This is a genomic window from Treponema sp. OMZ 857 (assembly GCF_024181085.1).
Taxonomy (GTDB): domain Bacteria; phylum Spirochaetota; class Spirochaetia; order Treponematales; family Treponemataceae; genus Treponema.
In genome coordinates, this window is record NZ_CP051147.1 from 42,957 (window position 1) to 64,217 (window position 21,261).

The following is a 21,261-nucleotide window of genomic DNA, read 5'->3' on the forward strand; positions in this document are numbered from 1 at the left end:
TCCCTCTATGGCATGATAATACCACAATAAAGCCGTATTGTCTATCTAGGTCTTGGCATAGTTTGTTGTTACTCCTTTAGTACCCTAGCTTAGTAACGGCCTCCGCAAGGGCGCTCGCCGTTAAACCGTAGTCGGAAGTATGCAGGAGTTTTGCAGCTTCGGCATGGGCAAGGCTACCTGTCAGAGCTGCTTCAAGAGGCGGATATCCTTGCGCCGCTAATGCGGTAATCATCCCGCTCAGTACATCGCCCGAACCCGCTTTGGCGAGCGCATTGGTTCCGAGCGGATTCACAAACACGCGGCTTCCGCACCCGATAAGCGGATAAGCGCCTTTCAATACTATGACTGCCTGCGGGAAAGCGCCGCAAAACAGTCTCAAATATTCAAACCGGCGCTCCTGTATTTCAGCGACACTTACCTGCGCGAGCCCGCTATTTGCAAGCAGACTTTGGAACTCCTTTGGATGCGGCGTTAGAATAGGCGCTTTGAAAAGCGGCAGCAGTTCAGGCAGTCTTGTGTTATGCAGTATATCGGCATCAAGAATGAGAGGCTGTTCCCGAACGTGCTCTTGTGAAAGGAAGTCGAGCGCCCGAGCCTGTGCATCGGAACTTCGCCCTAATCCGGAGCCGACCATTGCTGCGGAAAAGTTTTCGGGTAGCTGTAACGTATACATAAAATCGAACGGAGCAGCAGGCACAGGTTCTCCGAATACTGTCACCAAACCGATTCCGAAGTGGAGCGCAGCTGTGGCCGCCAGTATGCAGGCGCCGGTCTTTTCGCCGCAGAAAAAAAGCCCATGCCCGTAGCTCATCTTGTGGGTATTTTGCACGCGGCGGTGAGGCAGCTTCATATCCTCCACAGACAGGAGAAAGGTGTCGGTCTCACCTTCGTAGCATCGCCGCGGCAGACCGAGATTACAAACATGAATAGTGCCGGTATAATCCTTTGCGGCGTCGGCATAGAGAGCAGTTTTAAGGGCTCCCATGGTACAAGTTTCATCGGCGCTGAACGCAACAGGCGACGGTATACCGAATTCATTTAAACCGCTCGGAATATCGCAGGCAATCTTATAGCCCTGTACTACATTCATCCGCTCAATCAAGGCGCACATTTCGCTATCGAGGCTGCCGCGGATTCCAGTGCCGAACACCGCATCAACCAGTACATCACAACGTTCCTGCAATTCAGCGACTACCGGAATACCAAGCAGTTCAAGCCGTTCCCGTTGCAGTTTACATAAAGGGGATTTCGGTTCTTTTACCGGGACAACCCGAACAGTACAAAAATCGGCAAGAAGCCGCGCAAGAGCGTACCCGTCTCCGCCGTTATCACCCGAACCGCAGACAATCTGCACAAGCGGCAGTTCCATCTGCAGCGATTTTATGTGCGAAGACGGTAAATCCAAAGCATTGTTCTGCCTCGAACGTCCCTGTATATTTTGTGGGTACAATAAACGTGATGAAAGAAGATTCCGAATACGTTCGACCATACCGCGGGCAGCATGTTCCATAAGAACGCCGTTTTTTAGGTTAAAGGCATCTTCCGCCCGCTTATCCAGATCCCGTACCGAGTCAAATATCTTTTCCATAAAAAAGACCTCTCAGAAAGGCACTATTAGGCATCTCTAAACACTGAAGTTTTTCGACATCCCGCGGTTGTGTTAATTACCGATTTTCCATCGCTTTATCCCCGTTTAATTAAGGTGTTATAGCCCGCTCTAAAAACACTTAACCCATAACCGGACTTTTAGAGATAACCTATTATATTTGAAACATTTAGCAGTTTATGTCAATATATAAATTTGTCTATTCAATAGCTTAAAAGCAATATATTCATATACACTCACGTGCGCACAAAAATTGGGAATAGGTAATAGTATCCAGTCCCAATTTCCTATGTTCTACTATTTACGATTACTTTCGTATCAGTTTGCCGTCATTGCCTACCTTCCACTCCTGTGCGGGGGTCGTTTGCTGCGTTACGATAAACTTGGTGTAGTTTTGCGGTGTACCGTCTGTTATATCGCCATCCAGCACTTGCGTACTCGTGTTATATTTGTTGTTCGGTACGGTAATGCATGCAACGGGAGTTGTGCCGGTCAAAGCCCCGTCAAGTTTTATTTTTGCATTGGAGGGACTGCCACCCAAATACACATCGTTGTTTGTATCGATTTTTGCACTGCCGGACATACGCATATTTGAAGGAGAAGATACATACACACCTCGCCCTTGTTTTGCATCGTTTCCGGTAATATTTCCCGATTTAATATCCAAGGTTGCACCTAAGGCAACATATACGCCGCCTCCGGAAGCGCTTCCGCTCGTACTCTCTGCTTTATTTTCGGAGATTTCAGGATTGCCGCTTTCCATAATGAACTTACTATTCGAATTGCCCAGTGCTATGCCGCCGCCGGACACGCTGCCGCTCATACTGACCGCTTTGTTGTTTTTAATTGCACCACCTTTCATTGTAAACTCTATGTTTGAGCCAAGTGTCACGCCGCCTCCGCCGCTGTTGTTATTAGGCAAAGCAGCTTCTGCGGTATTGAAAGAGATGGTACTGTTTTCCATCTTAAATGTTTTGTTACCGGTTGAGGCAAAATATATACCGCCGCCGTTCTCTGCAATATTACCTTTTATCTTGTTGGGTGCGGAATCTGCATAATATTGCTCACCGCCGATGAGCGCATTGTTTGTAAGTTTCAATGTACTGGTGTATATATACATACCACCGCCGAACGACGATGCTTTATTGGCGCAGATTTTACCGCCGCTCATCATTATGGTACTGTTTTGACGTGCATAAACAGCTCCACCGTTGCCCGCCTCGCTGCCGGTAATCGTGCAGTTTGTAATATTGATTGTACCGCCGTCTGTGTAAATTGCCCCGCCGCAGTCAGCCGGTGCAGTCCCTTCTGCCTTGCCATTTTTGAGCGTCAGGTTTTCAAGGGTAAGCATTTTGCCGCTTGTTACCTTGAAGATGCGGTGCTTCATCGGAGGGGCATTGGGATCCGTGGTAGTGCCGTTTGCGTTAAGAATATCCGAAGCCGCTCCGGTTTTGCCCTTAATCGTGAGGTTCTTGTTGATAACGATTTCGCCGTAATTGGCTGTCGGGCCCGAACCTTCGTTTGTCGCTTTAATTTCGCCGTTGATAGTGATAATACTACCGTTGGGGAAATTCTGCACGGCATTTTTTAGCTTTTGCCATGCGAGGGAGTCCGAGCCGTTTATAACACTAGGAATCGCTTCCAATTTTCCGTCATTCTTTATTTTCCATAGGTTTGTTGAATCGAAGGTTTGTGTTACACTGAACTTGATATATTCACTGCCGACGGCCGTGCCCGTAAGCACTCTATGCGTATCGCTGTATGGTACAGGTGTAATACGGGCAACAATAGGCTCGGTACTCGTCAAAGCACCATCCACTTTAATCGAAGAACTCTTTGTAATATCCAGATACACGTCATTTTTGCCCGGCGTGTTTACTTCACTGCCGATGGATGGGGTAATAACAGTCTTGCCTTTCAGCACAAGTATGCCGCCCGTTTCGACGTAAGCCGCGCCGCCTTTGCCGTCGCCGGCATTGCCGCCTTCAAGCTTTATATCTTCCAAAGTCAGCTCCGTGCCGCTTCCGCTTATGTTGAATATCCGTCCCTTTCCGGCTGCGTTTATAATATGGCTCGAATCGCCCGGCTTAGGCAGCGCTATCAGTTTCTTGCCGCCTGTTACCGCTATTTCGGTATTACCAATATCGGAAGGAGCAGTAATATCATTGTCAATGTTGATTCTTATTTCATTTCCAGCCGGAGCATTTTGTACGACATTTTTAAGCTCGCTGTAGGTGGTAATAGCCTTTATCACCTTAATATGCAGTGTTGTTTTAGGGCCTTCTATGCCGTTTTTTACAGCCCATACTTGGAGAGTGTGTGTGGGGGCGTTTGGTAATGTTATGGGGGCTTCCATCGTTGCTGAGTGTTCAGGATCGGTGTTCAGTTGATATTTTACTGTTGCACCGCTACCTGTACGCGGAGCGATTAGGAACGCTGCCCCGCCATTTAAGTTGTAAATAACCAGCGGCGTTGTTGCGGTATTATAGTTTCCCGCATCCGGAATGATGTCTTCGTTAACATAGCCTTTCGTTGCTGTTGAAATATTTTTATGGAAACTCTGACCGGAACTGCTAAAATCCTGTTTTATTTTAAGGACGGGAAGCTCCTGCCGTAAAAGCTTGACAAAGAATGTTTTTTTATCGCTGTCGTCGTAGCCGCTTAACCGAGCTTTGAGAGTAATTTTGTAGAGCGCTTCGGTTTCGCCTGTGCCGAGCGCCGGTAAGTTTACCGTAACAGGCGTTATACCGCTTACGGTATCCGTCTCTGTCCAAGCGCTGCCGTTTTTCTTATAGATAGCTCCCGTTATCGCCGCTCCGCTTTGTGCTTTTGCTGTCAAGGTTTTTACGCTCATACCTGCAAATACTTTCGGATTTGCCTCAGATACTCCCGGCGATGTAGGGGTTTCCGCCATTGGGGTGAAACCGTCAAGCAATTCCACATCAGCCAGCTTGTTTTTTGGCGTGCCTGCCGATATAACCGTAGAACTTACTCCTTGTGCGTCTTTTATGCTGACTCTGTATGCTTTTTCATGACCATCTACTTTTACATCGGTCTTTAAGCGGAGTATCCAATCCTGCGCGGTCGGTGACGGAAGCGAGGAACTATCCAACGAAACTACATCTGCTGAGGCTAAAAGATCGGCACTCGCTACAAAGTCTGTCTTGCCTGTGTTAAAGGTAAGCGGAATCTCAACAGGGCTTCCTCCGCCCGCCGTAACAATCAATTTCTTGATGTCTTTATGTACACTGCTGTCGGTAATCGGGGTATTCATACCTTTTACGCGGAATAAAAGCACATAGTAGTTGTCAGTACCAACCGTCGTTTTTCCGATTCCCGCGTACTCCAAAGCAGGGGCGGTGTCAACTTTTAAATTTAAGTTGAACTTTCTACGAAACACCCTGCGGCCAGTGATGAAGGTAATTTCAGGACTAATGTTACCGTTACCCCACTCGTGCGCTTGCAAAAAGGTCGATTTGTATTTAAGTTCCAGTTTATCGTTTGCGGTTTGCGTTAAAGTGTAGTCTTTCAACTCGCCATACTCAGGCTGCGGCGAAAGCCCGGGAAATGTGATAACCTTTCCTGCATCGAGAGAAGGGGAGTTAGGCATAACGAGCGTAAAGTTTTTCGGATTACGCAGGTTAATCGTAACCGTTACATCGCTTGTTGATGGTATACACAAGACATCGTCTTTATTTGTTGGGTACGGTTTTTGAAGCTGATCAATGCTATAGCTTACCGGAGCAATCTCTGCCGCCCAATACCCCAAATATGTATCTATATCCGAGGTAAACTGCTCACAAGAGGTAAATAAAAAAGTGAAAAAAATTCCGGTTAAAAGGGTAAAAACTTTACGCATACGTTCCTTCGTTTTGAGGATAAGGGATTATTAAAACCGATAATAAAAAACAGCTGTATTATGGGCTTGAGTATCTGCTATTTTTATAGAAATAACAAGGGCATCGCTAAAAGCTCAAGCTGCCCCGGCATTCCCTAATATCCAATTGTGCAAATCAATTAAAATGAGTATAGTCCTTTCATGCTTGAATTTTTAGCGCTTTGCGCAGTCGGCGCGGAGCCGATCCTTTCAAATGAATTAAAACTGTTAGACTTTAAACCGGTTAACCGATTGCCGGGACGTGTTTTTTTTACCTCTACACTGAAGGAGCCTGAAGTCGTAAGCATTATGCGTGCAAACTTTTACCTCCGCACTGCGGACAGGCTCTATCTCGTCCTGAAAGAATTTGCCGCTGATAACTTCGATACGTTGTATGACACCGTTGCCGCAGTAGATTGGCAGCGTTTTTTTTCCAAAGATTCCAAGATAACGGTAGACAAAGTCAGAACCTTTAAGAGTAAACTCGCTTCCGAACATGCAGTGCAGCGGGCTGTTCATAAGGCGGTATGCACCGCGCTCTGTTCCGCATGGAAGATGGATGTATTACCGGAAACAGGGAGAGAGTACAGTATACGCATATACATAGAACATAACCGCGTGTATCTGCTGCTTGACCTTTCGGGAGAGCCGCTGCACCGGCGGGGATACCGCTTAAGCGGAGGCGCCGCGCCGATGAGGGAAACGCTGGCGGCTGTTCTGTTGCAGTGTATGCAATGGAAACGGAAGCTGCCGCTGCATGACGCTTTTTGCGGTTCGGGTACCATCCCGATTGAAGCGGCGTGGTATGCCTATAATATCCCGCCCGGAATCGGCCGCAGCTTTGCCTTTGAAACCTTTACCTGTTATTCGTCTAAAAAAGACCGGCAGCTTATTGAAGAAGAGCGCCGGCGCGGTGCGCTCAATATCCGCACGGATTGCTTGGTGCGAGTGAGCGGTTCCGACAACGATCCTGAGGCGGTGCGGCTTGCGCAAACCAATGCGGAGCGCGCTTGTATGCTTGCAGGCAAAGCGCTGCAACGGATTGGAAAAGATAACCGTATCCCGCGCCCCGAATTTATCCAAGCTGATTTTAGCGAACTTACCGCGCCGTATCCCGAAGGGGTGCTCCTTTCCAATCCGCCTTATGGAGACCGCCTCGGCGATGAACAGGAAGCAACCACGCTCTACGAAAAAATGACGTCCATTCCGCACGAGTTTGACAACTGGCGTTTAGGTTTTATTACCGACAAACCGGCTTTTGCAGACATATTCCTGCGTGCAGGCATTACGCTCAAAAAGCGGCCGTTAAAGAGCGGTAACCTCGACACCTGCCTGTATTCATACGGATTGTAGAAAGGTTTTATATGACGGCATTTTTTTCTACCGTACATACGGTATTTACCGGTATCGTGTTGCAGGCGGTGCCGTTCATGCTGCTGGGGGCGCTTTTGTCCTCGGCTCTATACGCTTTTGTTCCCGACCGGTTGCTGATCAAGCTTTTTCCTAAAAAATACGGGCTCGGCTTTTTAACCGCGCTCTTTGCCGGAGCGTTGTTCCCCGTTTGCGAGTGTGCCGCCGTTCCGCTGATGCGCAGCCTGATTAAAAAAGGCGTCGCGATGCCTATAGCGGTTACTTTTATGCTTGCGTCCCCCATCGTCAACCCTATTTCGATTGTGTCGACGCTGTACGCCTTCCCGCAACAGCCGTCCGTAGCGTTCTACCGGCTGTTCTTCGGTTTGCTGATTGCATTTACGATTGGGCTTTTACTGCTGTTTTACCCCGAAGAAAAATACTTAAAGGAAGATTTTGATACGCAACCGACAGCCCAGCCGCATTCCCTTGATAGTGCTGTGGCAGCATTTCGTCTTGCAACAGGCAGAAGTACACAGAACAGCCGCAGCGAAGCTCAATCGGACAATTTCGAGGGCACCGCTACAGAAAGCAAAGCGCACCGGCTGCAAGTAAAAGTATACGTCCTATTGATGCACACCTGTTCGGAATTTTTTACCACAGGCCCCTTTTTAATCCTCGGTGCGTTTATCACCGCCCTGATACGCGCGGCCGTGCCTCAGGAGTTTTTCAGCATAACAAGCGGCAGTGCGGCAGGTTCGCTTCTTGTGATGATGCTTTTCGCTTTTGTATTTTCTGCTTGCTCCACCTCCGACGCCTTTATCGCCCGCAGCTTCTTAAACAGATTTTCCTTCGGTTCAATCCTCGGTTTTTTAGTATACGGCCCGATGATGGATATAAAAAACCTCTTTATGCTGTTGTCTTTGTTTAAAAAGAGGTTTGTGATAGAACTTACGCTTATTATCACGGCGATCAATTTTATCGGCATTTCAGTGTTGATTCGACTGGTTTTATGATTAAAGAAGCTTCTGAGAAAATTTCGTCATATTTCTCTTGACTTTTTATTCCAATAAGTATATTATTACCGCCATTACGGGGGCGTAGCGAAGCTGGTTATCGCGCTGGCCTGTCACGCCGGAGATCGCGGGTTCGAGCCCCGTCGCTCCCGAAGAAGCTCACCGCGCAAGTGGTGAGCTTTTATTTTTATAATAGTTACGATATAATCACACAAACGGGCAGTAGCGCAGGGGTAGCGCGCTTGGTTCGGGACCAAGAAGTCGGGGGTTCAAATCCCCCCTGCCCGATCTTTCCTAAAATTGAAAAACGATAAGAATAGCCTATCATCCCTATCCAAAGATATTGAGTAGATTACAAATTAAGACTATAGTTCCGCTATGCGGCCGTGTCGCTTGTTTTTAGTATTTTTTATCATTTTTTTCCTCTTACCACCAATACTTTTAGCACAGGACGCAAAGCGTCTCGATACTGCTGAAAAGACAAAAAAATTTCCGGTAAGCGGCTTTATTGCATTTTCGTTGAACACCATGATTGCCGAAAGCCGCGAGTATGTGTGCCGTTATGATGCCATTTTAAGTGATCTAAAATGGCCGCTTATACCTTCGGCCTCTTACACGCTTTATGGCGGCGTATATTTCCCGAAAGGGATTCACCTTGAAGGGAATATTTCATTTATGCAGCCGATGGCTACCGCACCCATGACCGATTTGGACTTTGAGGGGATTCTGGCGACTCCTCAGCAGACGGGAATAACCAAATTTTCCAAACATAACTGTACAATCGTTAACGGGCTAAGCTGGATGGCAAAACTCGGTTTACAGTTGCCGATGCCGCAGTCTGCAGCAATGAGGAGCGCCGGTATTGCAATGACGATAGAACCGATGCTCAGTTTTTACTATTCAAAAATCAGTTGGCATTCCTATGGGGGCTATCTGCAATATGCAAAAATACGGCCGAACGGAACGTATGAACCGTGGAGCCCTGCATTACCTAAGGTGCCGCATATAGGATCGGCTGTATCGTATCAACAACAATTAATGATACCGGCAATAGGAGTCGCTTTTGAAGCAACGCTCCCTTATAAACTAACGCTTTTATCGGATTTTCACCTTACAGCCGATATTACAGCTTTCGCAGAAGATATCCACCATGCTACTAATGTGCGATATGTTGACATTCTGGGCGGCGGATGGGCATTGCACGGTAATCTCCGGTTACATTGGAACTGCCTGCCATTCGTTTCAGTATTCGTTAATCTTTTTTATCAATATTGTATAACAATGGAAGGTAGTAGTATTATTTATAACGACATCACCTCAACTAAGCCAAGCTCCTATACACCACCCAATTCCGCAGGCACGTCTTTACGCGGTTGTACCTGCTCGATCGGGTGTGCCTTCCGGATAGGCCGGTAACCATGCAGCAAATGGGGCAAACGCTCGGGCAACGGCTTGAGCAGCGAATGAGTCAAAGTCAAATCCAATCGCTGGATATATTGGCAATGCCGACCGTCGAACTTCGAGAAAGAATTGCGGAAGAGCTTGCCGAAAATCCTGCTTTGGAACTCATCCACGGAACACAACAAATATCGCCTGCGCCAACCGGTCAAGCAAAACTGCTCGAACGGAAAGAGCCGTACTACCGCAACGACCGAACATCGTCATCCTTTTCGACGGAAGCAAGCGACGTATTCCAGACTTTCTTAGAAAATATTCCGGCGCCTCAGCAGCAGAGCTTACAAAGTCATCTTTTGGAACAACTGTTTGTTCACAAGCTGGATCCGCTTACCGCGTCTTTTGCTGAACGGATTATCGGAAATTTAACAAATGACGGTTTCCACGTTGTCCCGCTAAACGAACTTTTTAAAACGGAACTATCTAAAAACAAAGGAGAGAAAGCCCTCGCTTTTACGCGGCATAAAATATCTCATGCATTATCGGTTGTTCGACGGCTTGATCCTATCGGATGTGCAACACGGGATTTTAAGCAATCGCTTTTGGTTCAGGCAAAAATATTATTCCACAAAAAGACCGAAATAGACCCTGTTTATGCCTATACTATCGATATTTTGGCGCATCATTTTGCTTATTTGGAAAAAGCGCGTCCGTATTCGCTCGTACGTGCCGTCAATGAAAACAAAGAAATTCCCTATAAGCTGACACAAGAAAATGCAGAAGATATTCTTGCATTGATTGCATCGCTCAATCCTTTTCCGGGACGAGCCTTTACGCCGGATATAACACCGGACGAATATATCATTCCAACTGCGTTCATCGAGCGGAATGATCAAGAATTCACCGTAAGAATAAATAACTTAGAAGTTCCGATTCTTACAGTCTCGCCCGAATTTCAGGATTTAATAAGCCACGCAAAAGATTCCGACTCTAAAACGTATATTAAAGAGCAGATGCAAAAGGCAAAGGTTTTTATCGGAAGTTTAAACCAGAGGGAAAAAACAATTGTAGCAGTATTGCGTAAAATAGTATCGGTACAAGAAGCTTTCTTTTTAACGGGAGATAAACGGCGATTGGTTCCGCTTACGCAACAGCAGATAGCAAAGGAATTGGATGTCCATGAATCTACCGTGTCGAGGGCGGTTGCCGGGAAATATGTACAATGCCAATGGGGCACTTTTGAGATACAATACTTTTTTACCAATGCCGTAGCAGTGCAGCCGCAGTCCAGCCCTATACAGTCCAACGCTTCTTTGGAGTCGGGAGCATTTTTGCAATCCAATGCTTCCGCGTCATCAACCATTCCCGCAACACGAGAAGGCGTAAAGGATTGCATTAAAGAGCTCCTTACCGAACATACAGCAAAAGGTTCCAAACTTTCGGATCAAAAAATTTCCGACTTGCTGCAAGAAAAATACGGTATTTCCGTCGCCCGCCGCACCGTCGCAAAATACCGAAAAGAACTGGATATCGGTTCGTCGTATGATAGGGCGTAAAATCCCTCTTGTAGATTTTTTTTGAGGTTTGTATGTGAATACGTTATCTTGTAGGTTTAATATCTGCAGTAGTGAACATCGTATATAAGGTTCTTGTGTGAATGGTAGAAAGCCTGAGGGTATGTCTGGTTTTTTCAGCAGTCTTATGAATATGTGCCGTTACAATCGACTTATTAAGAAAATGGTATAGTAGTAGACAAAATAGTGTTTTTATTATAACAATAATTACCGAGCATCTATAACAACTCGGGTAGATTTTTATTTTCGGAGGCGATTTTTATGTATAAAAAATTTTTGAATCTTTTATTGTTAAGCGCTGTAGTTTTATTATTGTTTAGTGCTTGTCCTACACCTTCAGGCTCAAATCAAAACAAGACACCGGAGCAAAACAACGGTGAAAATAATACGACTAAACCTGCTGAAAAAGGTGTAATAAAGGGATCCTTAAAATATGATGGAAATCCCTTAATTGCAACTGTTCGACTTTACAAGAAAGATGGAGAAGGCCTGAAAGAGATTGACTTTACAATTTCGGGAGGTACAGATGGTTCATTCGAATTTAAAAATCTGGCAAGCGGAAAATACCTTATAAAATTTACCGGAACATCAGTTACTATCGGCTCTCTCGGGCACTTTATACAGTGGTATAACGGCAAGAGCAGCTTTGATGCTACTATTATTAATATTACCGATGAAAAAGGAGCTGACCTGGAGCTTATCACCATTTTAAAGAAACCTGCTCTTAGCGTACAGATGCCAAAACGCACATATAGCCCTACTAATCCGAAAGATGTAAAATATACGGTTTCCATCTTAAACGACCAAAAAGAGCTTCTTGCCAAGCAAAGTTTTAACATAGGTACAGAATCTTTATCCCCCCCCCCCCCCACTATGGATTACTTAACCGATCAGGGGGCTTATTATGTCAAGTTTTCTTATGAGGGCATTAATGAAAACAAGATGGAATATTATGACCTTTGGCTTAAAGAAAAAGCGGGACATACACCTGAACATCCCGACTATACGGTAACTATAAAGGAAGAAGATGCCTGCAAAGTAAACTTAAACGACATAAACTTAATTAGTCCTTATCATCCCCAGGGAGATATTAAGGGAGTTTTGCAACAGCATGACGGTTCCTCAATGAAAGCTATAAACACTAAATATGACGATATTGAGTTGCGTGGTGTCTTTTTAGGAGAAAAACGTATACTTGAGTATAAAACCAATTCCTACGATCGATCAGCTAAGACCTCTATTTTAAGCTGCTACTATAAAAACGATGGGACTGCCGTTTTTTCTAAAGATGAGGCAAGTATTATAACCTATGAAGGTAATGGAATTAAAGATGTAACGTATACCTTTAAATATCCGGAAGCTAAAACGGTTAATTTTACCATGAAGCACAAGGCGGATAACTCAAATTTTACAACTCCTAGGGATTTTGAAAATGGGCGCAGCTATAGCAGTCTAATAGAAATGGCCGACTCTAATGGTCAAATTTTATATACTATAAGAAGGTTTGAAAATGAGGAGGCTGTAAACTTTAAAGCTTTTATGCCGATTGGTCATAAATTTGCTTTTAAGTACCTTGAAGGCTATAGACCCGAAAAACCTGGAAACATTTATCCTAACGAATTCTGGATAGGCAAACAGATCGGAGATAGTTTTGATGCTGCCTGTGTTATGACTATTGAAACTTCAAAAAACGATTACGATTTGTGGTATCCTGATGTAAAGATACAATATGCGCTCCCTACCTATAGAGGTAGTTACAACGTATTCTTTTTGAAGAATAAAGAAGACGGAAAACCTGTACGAATTTTTAACGGCAACACAGTTTTAGCCCGTGAATATTTTGTAAACATAAAGCATGAGCCAGACAAATATGCTGCAGTTGCAGCTACATCACCTGAACTTTGGATGTCTGCAAGGGATACATTCTCTTTACATAAAGCGGATGGTCAAAAGATAAAGTTTAACATGGGAGCAGAAACCATCAATATTGCATATCCTGGTACAGCGCAGTCCGTGCTTAACTTAAAAGTCAATGACATCTACGGAAACTATTCCGGACGCATAGGTACGGTTGAATTATATAAGGACCAAAAAGAAACTCCTTTTTTAAGCCTGTCCTCAAATAAAGACTTTTCTTTTAAGCATTTACCTCAGGGTTCTTATTATATAAAATTAAAAGATACCGGCACCTTTCAAGAATATGAATTTTGGTATGATAAAAAACTTAATAAAGGGGATGCAAAGCCTATTGAGCTTAACGGAACTAACTCAGAGAATTTAACGGTGAATAGACCATACGCTGAGCTCAGTATAAACAATGCAGGCTTAATGATTCGAGGCTCTGAGTATGATAATGAGTTTTGGGTTGCCCGTTTATTTAAAGCAGATACGGACTTTAACTCTTCCGACTTTAGATACGACCGAGGAATAGCCTTTGGAGCAAAGGTTGAGAATCAATATACCCCGGTGAATGAATTATATTTGGCTAAGGATGACCATTTTGTAACTTTCGAGCCACATAAACACCGGCGGATATTTCCCGGAAAATACTATCTCGGTTTCTACGTAGGCAAAAGCTTTAAAAATAATACTAAGCCCTTTAAATGGTTAAAGATGAGCGGAGCTGTTGCAAGTTTTACTGATAATTTTGAAGAGGCTTCCTTAATAGATTTTGCCGTTGATGAAAAAAAGGTATTATCATCAGATCTATTCCCCCAAACAAAACGTGATCGATATTTTAAAATTACAATAGAGGGGGAGGGTACGACTAGTATTCCAAACATTGGTTCAAAAAAACTGAGGTTTTATGTTCCAAGCAAACAGAATCCCGATAATGATTTTTTTGTTGAATCAAAGGAAACTCTCAATACTAATGGATCTGCCAAGGAAATGGTTTATCACCCTGCCTTTGTAATATCTGATAAGTGGCTTTTGGCTATTGAACACAGTGGAAAAATGTACTATTTTAAGGGGACTCAGAAACAAACCCCTGTAAATGATTTTACGGGAGAACTTACAACCGAAAGGTCTGAAGCTTATGAGTTTGAGCCGAACTTTTCTGGGGTCAGTTATTATAAGGTAACCATCTCGAACTGGAAGATTCTAAAATAATCTTCGCCGAGAAAAATCACGGAGATATCCCGAAAGCAACCGACTTTCGGGATATCTCCTGCACCGAGGCCTATAAGGCTTGGTGCTCAAGCCGAAACTTAAGCTCCCTGCTTTCACAATTTTTTTTAAAAAATTTCCCTTCTTTCCCCCAAAATCCTTAGCCAAAAAGCCGCGCGTGTCGCATATAGAGGTTAGCTTGTAGATTCTTAGGAGGCTAACTGATGAAAAAACTCTTGTTTGTTGTGCCGATTGTCTGCGCCCTGTTTGGAGCAGGATGCGCAGGTTTTTCTGAACAGCCCATTTTTACCGAGATTATCGGAGGAGAAGCCGAACCGGTCAAAATAGCAAAGGCCGCGCGGACAGAAGACAATACCGTGCAACTGTTCTTTTCCGGTACGGCGGAGTTGTTGTCGGCGGAAATTTTTATACCCGAAACGGGAGAAACGCAACCGTGCAACGCCGAGAATATGGATATTCCCGACGGCTTTACCGATTCCGAAGGGCAATCCGGCAAGGCAGATACCTACACCGCCGTTGCGCTTACCCCAACCGCCCCGATCGGTATCGGAGCTCCGTTTGTATTGCGCGGTTCCGTGTCGGACACAAAACACAGTGTCCTCGATTTTGCGCTGCCCTTTGAAGGAGCTAATACGCGCCCTGCAAAATTACGAATAACCGAAATCCGCCCATTGTACAGCAGCAAACCCAAAAGTGAATTTATCGAGTTCATTGTGATGGAAAGCGGGAACCTTGCCGGCATCACCATTACGAATGTCGGGGATAAGCAACATCCGCACTATCAGTTCCCTTCCGCAGAAGTTTCCGCAGGAGAAACCATTGTATACCACTGGCGTTCCGTCGAAGAAGGTATCTGCGATGAACTGACCGCTAAAACCGTTTCCGGCGGAACGCAAGCATGTCCGGCTGCACGCGATTTTTGGGGGCCGTATACGAGTATTCCCAAACGGAACGCAAATGTCATTCTGATAAAAACCCGAGCGGACGGAGATATTCAGGATGCGATTCTCTACTGCACGGAAAAAGAATTTGCCAAGCGAGAGGCGGCTCCTACATGGAATGATGAAGAGCTGGTACGGGAAGCGGAAGCAGCGGTTGCAAGCGGTGTATGGCGAGGCGGCGCCGTCTTAAAGGCTGCCGTTATAGCACCGATAACCGCCTCGAAATCGCTGGCGCGCGATGCAAAGACCGGCGTCAATAAAGCCGGCAGCTGGACACTGCGGGATTCGAAGCAAGTTACGATGGGGAAACCGTATTAATTGGTTACCCTTGCATAAACGCATACAGACCCGTAAAATTAAAACCGTGATAAGGGTATCCGTGTGCTGAATTTTCAACGACCGCTTTCTTTTTTCCTCTTGCTGTTACTGCCGACTTTTGTACTGCTCCGGCGGACGGGAAGATTGCAAGCCGTATCGATATCGCTGCCGCTTGGAAATTGGAACGGGTTTGTTCCCGAAAAAAATCTGCGGGTGTATCTTGCGCACCGTATCTCTCAGTACACCCTTGCGGCAGCTTTTGTATTCGCCGTCGCTGCGCTTGCGGAACCGGTACGGCAAACTTCCGAAGCGATGTATGCCGGTTCGGGACAGGCGCTGATGTTTGTCATCGACACCAGCCCCTCGATGGCGGCACAGGACATGGGAACACAGACACGGCTTGAGGCGGCGAAGCGGATTATCAAGTCTTTTGCGGAAAAATATGAAGGCGACTCGTTAGGGCTTACCGCGCTGGGAAGTTCCGCCGCCGTACTCATTCCGCCGACAATCGATCGGCACACCTTTCTGACTCGTTTGGATCAACTGCAAGTCGGTGAATTCGGAGACGGGACAGCAATTGGGATGGGGCTTGCCTCTGCCGTGCTGCATTTGACGCAGTATTCCGCGATTCCCTCACATATCATTCTCTTTACCGACGGAGATAATAACACCGGCGAGGTGCATCCCCGCGCGGCCGCGGATATCATCAAACATAAAAAAATCGGATTTTACGTTATCGGGTTGGGGAAGTCGGGATATGCGCCGGTTAAGTATATTGATCCTATTCAAAAAAAAGAAATTTCCGGTACGCTCAACACCGTGTTTAACGAAGCGGAGTTACAAAAAATCGCCGGTTACGGTAACGGCCGCTATTTTTCGGCACAGTCGCCCGAATTATTAACGGATATTTTTAATCGATTTATTCAAAAGATACCGGCGACGCCTCCTTCAATGACGATGCGTAAATACGCGTACCTTGACGGGCTTTTTTTATTGATTGCAATGAGCTGCGCGGTAGGATCATGGCTACTCCGCAGAATTGGAATGCAGGCGGTGTCATAATGATTGAATTTGAAAAACCGTTTTTCCTGTTGTGCATCATCGGTATTCTGCCTGCCTGCGCCGTTACGTTGTACCGCATAAAAAAATTAAAAGAAAGCTACGCGGCGGCGGGAGAGATTCACGCCATTATACGGACACTGCGAATCCGAACGGCGCTTTGGAGCATCGGATGGCTGTTTCTCAGTATTGCCGCAGCCGTACCGCTCTGGGGCACAAAACAAACCACCGTAGTTAAACACGGAAATGCGGTCATCTTTGCCGTCGATATTTCGCGCAGTATGACCGTCGCCGACATCACACCGAACCGGCTCGAATTTGCAAAGCGCTATGTTTCCTTTTTGATAGAACGCTTACCGGAAACAGCCTGCGGACTTGTTACGATAAAGGGACTGGGTACGCTTGCCGTACCGTTGAGTTTTAATCATCAGAGTGTACTGACCGCAGCGGAAACGCTGTCGCCGTTCAATGCAACCTCGGCGGGAAGCAATCTTGAACACGGGCTGCGTGTCGCATTGGAGGCATTCCCCGAAAATCGATTGACCGGAAAAACGGTTGTGTTGTGTACCGACGGCGGTGAAACAATCGGTTCGGTGCCGCGTATTCTTCCGCGGTATCGGCAAGAAAATGTTCAACTGATTATCATCGGCTTTGGAACGGAAACAGGCGGTACGCTTTCCATCCTGAATGAAAAACACGAATCGGTCGTACAAAAAAGTGTGTTGGAGGAATCTATTCTTAAACGCTATGCGGAGCAAGCCTTGAACGGAAGTTTTTATATTTCCGCTGCCGACCTCGGTTCGGCACAGAAGGTGCTGCAATCGCTGACGGAAGGCGATGCCGAAAGTGAGAAAATACGATATGTGCAAAAACCGGTACGGCGGACATTCGAGTGTACGGCGATGGCGCTCCTCTTTTTTTGTCTCGGTCTTTGTGCGGGAGGTATCCGTGCTAAAAAAATATAGACGTCCGGCTGCCGTCATATCACCCATGTCATCATTTTCAACATTATTATCATCGTTATTTAGATCATCATTTTTGTCGGTGAGTTTTATTTTTTTACTGATGACGATGTTTGTCCTATCGGGATGCAGCGTTGAGCAACAAACAAAACTTGCACACGTAAAAGGAACACTCGCATGGATGCGGAGCGATTGGAACGATGCCGTGTTGTATTTTTATGAGGCTGAAAGTTTAGCGGAGGAATTACCCGATGAGACCATAAAACCGTACACGGATTTTGCGCTTGCCTCTTCATATCTGATGCAGGGAGAGGATGAGGCTGCATCCGGAAAATTACAAAATGGTTTCGAAACCGCTCCGGATATTTTACGGGCGCATCGATTTTATCAACAAGGCATTATTGCATTTCATTCAAAGGATTATGCGGAAGCGGCGGCATTGTTCCGAAAATCATTGGAGCTGTCCGGCCGCGATACGGCAGCTAGGATTAATTACGAGTTGAGTAAAAAATTGAGCGACACACAGCGGGAGATGCAGCATCAAGCTCCGCAACAGACGTCCGAAGATCCCGAAGCCGATCTGACGGATTCGATTATCTTAGATATTATTCGCAAAAGAGAGCAAACCGAATGGAAAAAAACACAACGCGAATCGGAACCGGCGATAAACGATTATTAGATTTCTTACCATGCAGGCTAGTCGCGAAGACGGCAACAATCTTTTTTTTCTTTTGTGCAGCCGTAATCCTCTATGGGCAGCAAAACGATTATGCCGAGCATTTTATTGAACTTAAAATAGACGGTACCGAATTATCAATTGATCGTGAATTTGAAATTGAAGTAATCATCAAACGAGAGGCTCCGTATTTGCAGAAGAATAATGGCGATACGCCGCGATTTATCCTCGAGCGGGAGAACGAGACGGCAGAGGTGATACAAAGCAGTGCAATTCCCGAACGGGACGGCCTGCATTTGCGCTATCGGTATCGGTTTAACAAAACCGGTAGATTCCGATTCGAACCGGAGCTGCAATGGAAACGGCAAACGGTCGAGCTGACACCGCTGGATATAACCGTACACCGGCCGCGGCTTTCGGAACATACGCCGTTTGTGTGGACGCTGTATTCTGTAAGCGGTCTGCCGGTTGCGGACGGCGCAGCCCTTGAACAAGGTACGGAATACATCCTGTGTTTAACCGCAGCCTTTTATTCGGCAGGATATACCGAGCGCTACCGGCATGCTTTACAAACCGCCTCTGCTCAAATCGAAGCCGTCCTCCTCGAAGCCGGTCGATCAAAAGTTTCCGGTTCTGCAGGACTCGGCTCCGAATCAGCCCAAGCCCAAGATGGCCGAAGCGGCGCTGCTATTCGGGATACTCACAGTGAGCTGCCGTTACCGGCTGAAATAGTCCGTATCGAATGCGCGCCTTCCGAAAGCACCGCGCTGAAACCGCTCACTCTTGCCGAACTGCCGTTCGATGCGGCTGTTTTGATAAACTCGTCAGACTTGTCAAATACGGCAGGTTTGCCGGACACCGGTATTTCCAGCGCCGTCATACCGGCTGCGTCCATTCCATACGAAGATTCGGGCAACGAGCGCTATGTTCTTGCAATGTTCAGCTTAATACCGCTGCGGATAGGTGTTCAAAGCCTTCCTCAAGCGCAGATATTTTTTACAGCGGGCGGAAAATCATTCAGCGCTCCTTCTGCGTACCGCATTGACCGGCAGGCAATTACTGAGGCTGCCGATAAAAGCGGCGCGGACGGCTTCACCGCCGCTGCGTTTCAGGCGCTCCCGCCTGAAACGCAGTACAGCGGCAGCACTATGACCGAGCAAGAACAAAGCGCCGCGGCAAAGCAAATAGCCGACTACCGCAAACAGGAAGCCGCGGCGCTTTTTTCTCCCGCAATCCGCCGTGAACGCAGAAAACTGGAAGCTGCGTTGGAGATTGCGCATCCACTGCCGCTGTATCCGCGCCTGCTCGGCATTCTAACGGCGGTAATCTCCGGCTTATTACTGATCGGTGCGGCAGTGTGCGGTTTCCGCAATAAAAAGCGGTTTATGCTGCTTTGTATCATCATCGCATTGTGCAGCGGAACTCTCGCCGCCGTACTGTTCCGGCTCATACTGCGGCCGCAGGGCGTGTGCATTGAGGATGCCGGCGAAATAGCGGTGCGGCGTATCCCGGAAAATACCGGCACTATTATACACCGGCTTTCGGCAGGTGAAAGCGTTATTATCATACGCAAAACACCGCAATGGTATTATATCAAAACCGCCGGCGGAGTTATCGGCTGGATACCGCTGCAGTCGGTCATACAGTACAATTAAGTTAGGATAACCAAGTTGTCTTGAGCCATAGGGATGTTTTAATACCTTGTTGCAGTACGACCTTCACTCTGCATCAGGGTTGTTGATTTCTCTCATAAAAAATGATAAAAAGAAGGAGTATTGCTTTTTACAGGAGTTTTTTATGAAATGTAGATTTTGTGAGCAAGATATAAAACCGGTCGGTCATAATTTAGCATCCGCAACCGGCGATATGGTTTGTACCAGGAACCCGACAAAAAAGCACGTTGCCGTATATGACGGTGTTCACTGTATCCACTGTGGACGTCAAGTAAGCATTCTTGGTGATAGAATTGTTACCTCAGCCGGAATAAGCTGTCCGGCATCCCCATCAGGGCGGCATGTTGTAAAATAGCGAGGAGCTATCTAAAATAAAATAGAGACAAGCCGCAGAATGTATACAGCCTATACATTCTGCGGCTAGAAGTTTGGCTTACCCCTAAGCTCGTTTCTGCCGGGAAACGCAGTCCGCCTGTCAGAGCAGTAAATACCCACATATATTTTTAAAAGAAATATTGACAGCCCTATAAACTCCTTGTATCATACTATATATAATTTTTTTTATAGTTTTATTAAAAAAACAAAAACTGGAGGAGTGAAATGAAAAAACATTTCATGGTAGCACTGACAGGCGTATTTATCGGTATTGCGGCTGTCGTATTGGTTAAATTCGGAAACCCGGGGAATATGGGCTTCTGTATTGCCTGTTTCTTGCGCGATATTGCGGGCACCTTAAAACTGCACAATGCAGCCGTCGTACAGTATATGCGCCCCGAAGTCATCGGACTTATCGTCGGTGCGTTTGCAATCGCGCTCATAAAAAAAGAGTTTAAGCCCCGCGGCGGTTCGGCTCCTTTTACCCGCTTTGTGTTAGGCTTTTTTGTAATGATCGGTGCGTTGATGTTCTTGGGATGCCCGCTTCGTATGTTCTTGCGTTTAGGTGCGGGCGACTTGAATGCGGTATTCGGCCTTGTAGGGTTCATCATCGGTATCGCTATCGGAGTGGTATTCCTCAACAAAAACTTCTCATTGAGCCGCGCGTATCCCCAATCCGGACAGGAAGGTATGTTTGCCCCCATCGTGATGATCGTATTCTTCATTTTATTGGTTGCATTCCCCGCCGTTCTTGCCTTTAGCGAAAAAGGCCCCGGTTCAATGCATGCGCCGATTGCGCTCGCACTCGGTATCGGTCTTGTCGGCGGCGCATTGGCACAGCGCAGCCGACTCTGTACCGCAGGCGGTATCCGCGATGCGATTATGCTCAAAGACTTCCACCTTTTAACGGGCAGCATTGCTATTTTAGTTGCCGTGCTTATCGGAACGCTCGTAACCGGGCAGTTTAAGCTCGGACTCGCGGGACAAGCAGTTGCCCACACCGATGGGTTGTGGAACGCGCTCGGTATGGTGCTGGTCGGATGGGCGAGTGTTCTGCTCGGCGGCTGCCCCTTACGCCAGCTCATTTTAACCGGTGAGGGTAACACCGACTCGGCTGTAACCGTAACCGGTTTGATTGCAGGCGCCGCTTTCGCTCACAACTTCGGCCTTGCTTCTTCCGGTAAAGGCCCGACAAGCGCGGGGATGATTGCCGTTGTTATCGGATTAGTTGTAACAGCCTGCGTCAGCGTATACTACGCAGCAAAAAATAAATAATGTTTTCGCGGCATCCCTAATCATCGACCTCTTAG

At 46.5% G+C, this 21,261-nt stretch carries 14 protein-coding genes and 2 tRNA genes; 14 read left to right on the forward strand and 2 right to left on the reverse strand.

Annotation, left to right across the window (positions count from 1 at the left end):
* Positions 1 to 76 precede the first annotated feature (76 nt).
* Together E4N66_RS00160 and E4N66_RS00165 are read right to left on the reverse strand one after the other, a co-directional pair.
* Positions 77 to 1,588, reverse strand: a complete 1,512-nt coding sequence (locus tag E4N66_RS00160) for an NAD(P)H-hydrate epimerase (protein ID WP_253728438.1) — start codon at positions 1,586 to 1,588, stop codon at positions 77 to 79.
* Positions 1,589 to 1,913: 325 nt separating this feature from the next.
* Positions 1,914 to 5,465 (reverse strand): right-handed parallel beta-helix repeat-containing protein, encoded by a 3,552-nt coding sequence (locus E4N66_RS00165; RefSeq protein WP_253728439.1) that lies wholly within the window; start codon positions 5,463 to 5,465, stop codon positions 1,914 to 1,916.
* 180 nt (positions 5,466 to 5,645) lie between these two features.
* Here E4N66_RS00165 and E4N66_RS00170 point away from each other — a divergent pair, with 180 nt between their 5' ends.
* From E4N66_RS00170 to yedE, 14 genes are all read left to right on the forward strand, one after another.
* The gene (locus tag E4N66_RS00170; protein WP_044014404.1) at positions 5,646 to 6,836 is read left to right on the forward strand and encodes a THUMP domain-containing class I SAM-dependent RNA methyltransferase; all 1,191 of its coding nucleotides are present in this window, start codon (positions 5,646 to 5,648) and stop codon (positions 6,834 to 6,836) included.
* 11 nt (positions 6,837 to 6,847) lie between these two features.
* Entirely contained in the window at positions 6,848 to 7,849 is a 1,002-nt protein-coding gene (locus tag E4N66_RS00175; RefSeq protein ID WP_253728440.1) for a permease, read from the forward strand.
* Between the two features lie 78 nt (positions 7,850 to 7,927).
* A tRNA-Asp gene (locus tag E4N66_RS00180) sits at positions 7,928 to 8,001 on the forward strand.
* A 64-nt stretch (positions 8,002 to 8,065) separates the two neighbouring features.
* Positions 8,066 to 8,137, forward strand: a tRNA-Pro gene (locus E4N66_RS00185).
* Between the two features lie 105 nt (positions 8,138 to 8,242).
* Positions 8,243 to 9,265, forward strand: a complete 1,023-nt coding sequence (locus tag E4N66_RS00190; protein WP_253728442.1) for an omptin family outer membrane protease — start codon at positions 8,243 to 8,245, stop codon at positions 9,263 to 9,265.
* Positions 9,266 to 9,267: 2 nt separating this feature from the next.
* Positions 9,268 to 10,800: an RNA polymerase factor sigma-54 gene (gene rpoN, locus E4N66_RS00195; protein WP_253728443.1), complete on the forward strand. Its 1,533-nt coding sequence runs from the start codon at positions 9,268 to 9,270 to the stop codon at positions 10,798 to 10,800.
* A 279-nt stretch (positions 10,801 to 11,079) separates the two neighbouring features.
* A complete protein-coding gene (locus E4N66_RS00200; RefSeq protein WP_253728445.1) occupies positions 11,080 to 13,929 on the forward strand; it encodes a prealbumin-like fold domain-containing protein in 2,850 nt (949 codons plus the stop codon).
* A gap of 221 nt (positions 13,930 to 14,150) precedes the next feature.
* Positions 14,151 to 15,206: a lipoprotein TP_1001-related protein gene (locus E4N66_RS00205; RefSeq protein WP_253728446.1), complete on the forward strand. Its 1,056-nt coding sequence runs from the start codon at positions 14,151 to 14,153 to the stop codon at positions 15,204 to 15,206.
* 63 nt (positions 15,207 to 15,269) lie between these two features.
* Positions 15,270 to 16,268: a VWA domain-containing protein gene (locus E4N66_RS00210; RefSeq protein WP_253728447.1), complete on the forward strand. Its 999-nt coding sequence runs from the start codon at positions 15,270 to 15,272 to the stop codon at positions 16,266 to 16,268.
* Positions 16,268 to 17,230: a vWA domain-containing protein gene (locus tag E4N66_RS00215; protein WP_253728449.1), complete on the forward strand. Its 963-nt coding sequence runs from the start codon at positions 16,268 to 16,270 to the stop codon at positions 17,228 to 17,230. Before E4N66_RS00210 ends, E4N66_RS00215 begins: the two co-directional genes overlap by 1 nt.
* The gene (locus E4N66_RS00220; protein ID WP_253728450.1) at positions 17,214 to 17,906 is read left to right on the forward strand and encodes a tetratricopeptide repeat protein; all 693 of its coding nucleotides are present in this window, start codon (positions 17,214 to 17,216) and stop codon (positions 17,904 to 17,906) included. The genes E4N66_RS00215 and E4N66_RS00220 overlap by 17 nt, the downstream gene beginning before the upstream one ends.
* Entirely contained in the window at positions 17,858 to 19,558 is a 1,701-nt protein-coding gene (locus E4N66_RS00225; protein WP_253728451.1) for an SH3 domain-containing protein, read from the forward strand. Before E4N66_RS00220 ends, E4N66_RS00225 begins: the two co-directional genes overlap by 49 nt.
* Before the next feature lie 142 nt (positions 19,559 to 19,700).
* Positions 19,701 to 19,931, forward strand: coding sequence for a hypothetical protein (locus tag E4N66_RS00230; RefSeq protein WP_253728453.1), 231 nt, complete (start codon positions 19,701 to 19,703; stop codon positions 19,929 to 19,931).
* A 245-nt stretch (positions 19,932 to 20,176) separates the two neighbouring features.
* The gene (gene yedE, locus E4N66_RS00235; RefSeq protein WP_253728454.1) at positions 20,177 to 21,226 is read left to right on the forward strand and encodes a YedE family putative selenium transporter; all 1,050 of its coding nucleotides are present in this window, start codon (positions 20,177 to 20,179) and stop codon (positions 21,224 to 21,226) included.
* Positions 21,227 to 21,261: the final 35 nt, after the last annotated feature.

Bases quoted from the DNA above. Each gene is read 5' to 3' on its own strand.
- E4N66_RS00160 (WP_253728438.1), bottom strand. From the start codon at position 1,588: ATGGAAAAGATATTTGACTCGGTACGGGATCTGGATAAGCGGGCGGAA.
- E4N66_RS00165 (WP_253728439.1), bottom strand. From the start codon at position 5,465: ATGCGTAAAGTTTTTACCCTTTTAACCGGAATTTTTTTCACTTTTTTA.
- E4N66_RS00170 (WP_044014404.1), top strand. From the start codon at position 5,646: ATGCTTGAATTTTTAGCGCTTTGCGCAGTCGGCGCGGAGCCGATCCTT.
- E4N66_RS00175 (WP_253728440.1), top strand. From the start codon at position 6,848: ATGACGGCATTTTTTTCTACCGTACATACGGTATTTACCGGTATCGTG.
- rpoN (WP_253728443.1), top strand. From the start codon at position 9,268: ATGCAGCAAATGGGGCAAACGCTCGGGCAACGGCTTGAGCAGCGAATG.
- E4N66_RS00200 (WP_253728445.1), top strand. From the start codon at position 11,080: ATGTATAAAAAATTTTTGAATCTTTTATTGTTAAGCGCTGTAGTTTTA.
- E4N66_RS00205 (WP_253728446.1), top strand. From the start codon at position 14,151: ATGAAAAAACTCTTGTTTGTTGTGCCGATTGTCTGCGCCCTGTTTGGA.
- E4N66_RS00215 (WP_253728449.1), top strand. From the start codon at position 16,268: ATGATTGAATTTGAAAAACCGTTTTTCCTGTTGTGCATCATCGGTATT.
- E4N66_RS00225 (WP_253728451.1), top strand. From the start codon at position 17,858: ATGGAAAAAAACACAACGCGAATCGGAACCGGCGATAAACGATTATTA.
- E4N66_RS00230 (WP_253728453.1), top strand. From the start codon at position 19,701: ATGAAATGTAGATTTTGTGAGCAAGATATAAAACCGGTCGGTCATAAT.
- yedE (WP_253728454.1), top strand. From the start codon at position 20,177: ATGAAAAAACATTTCATGGTAGCACTGACAGGCGTATTTATCGGTATT.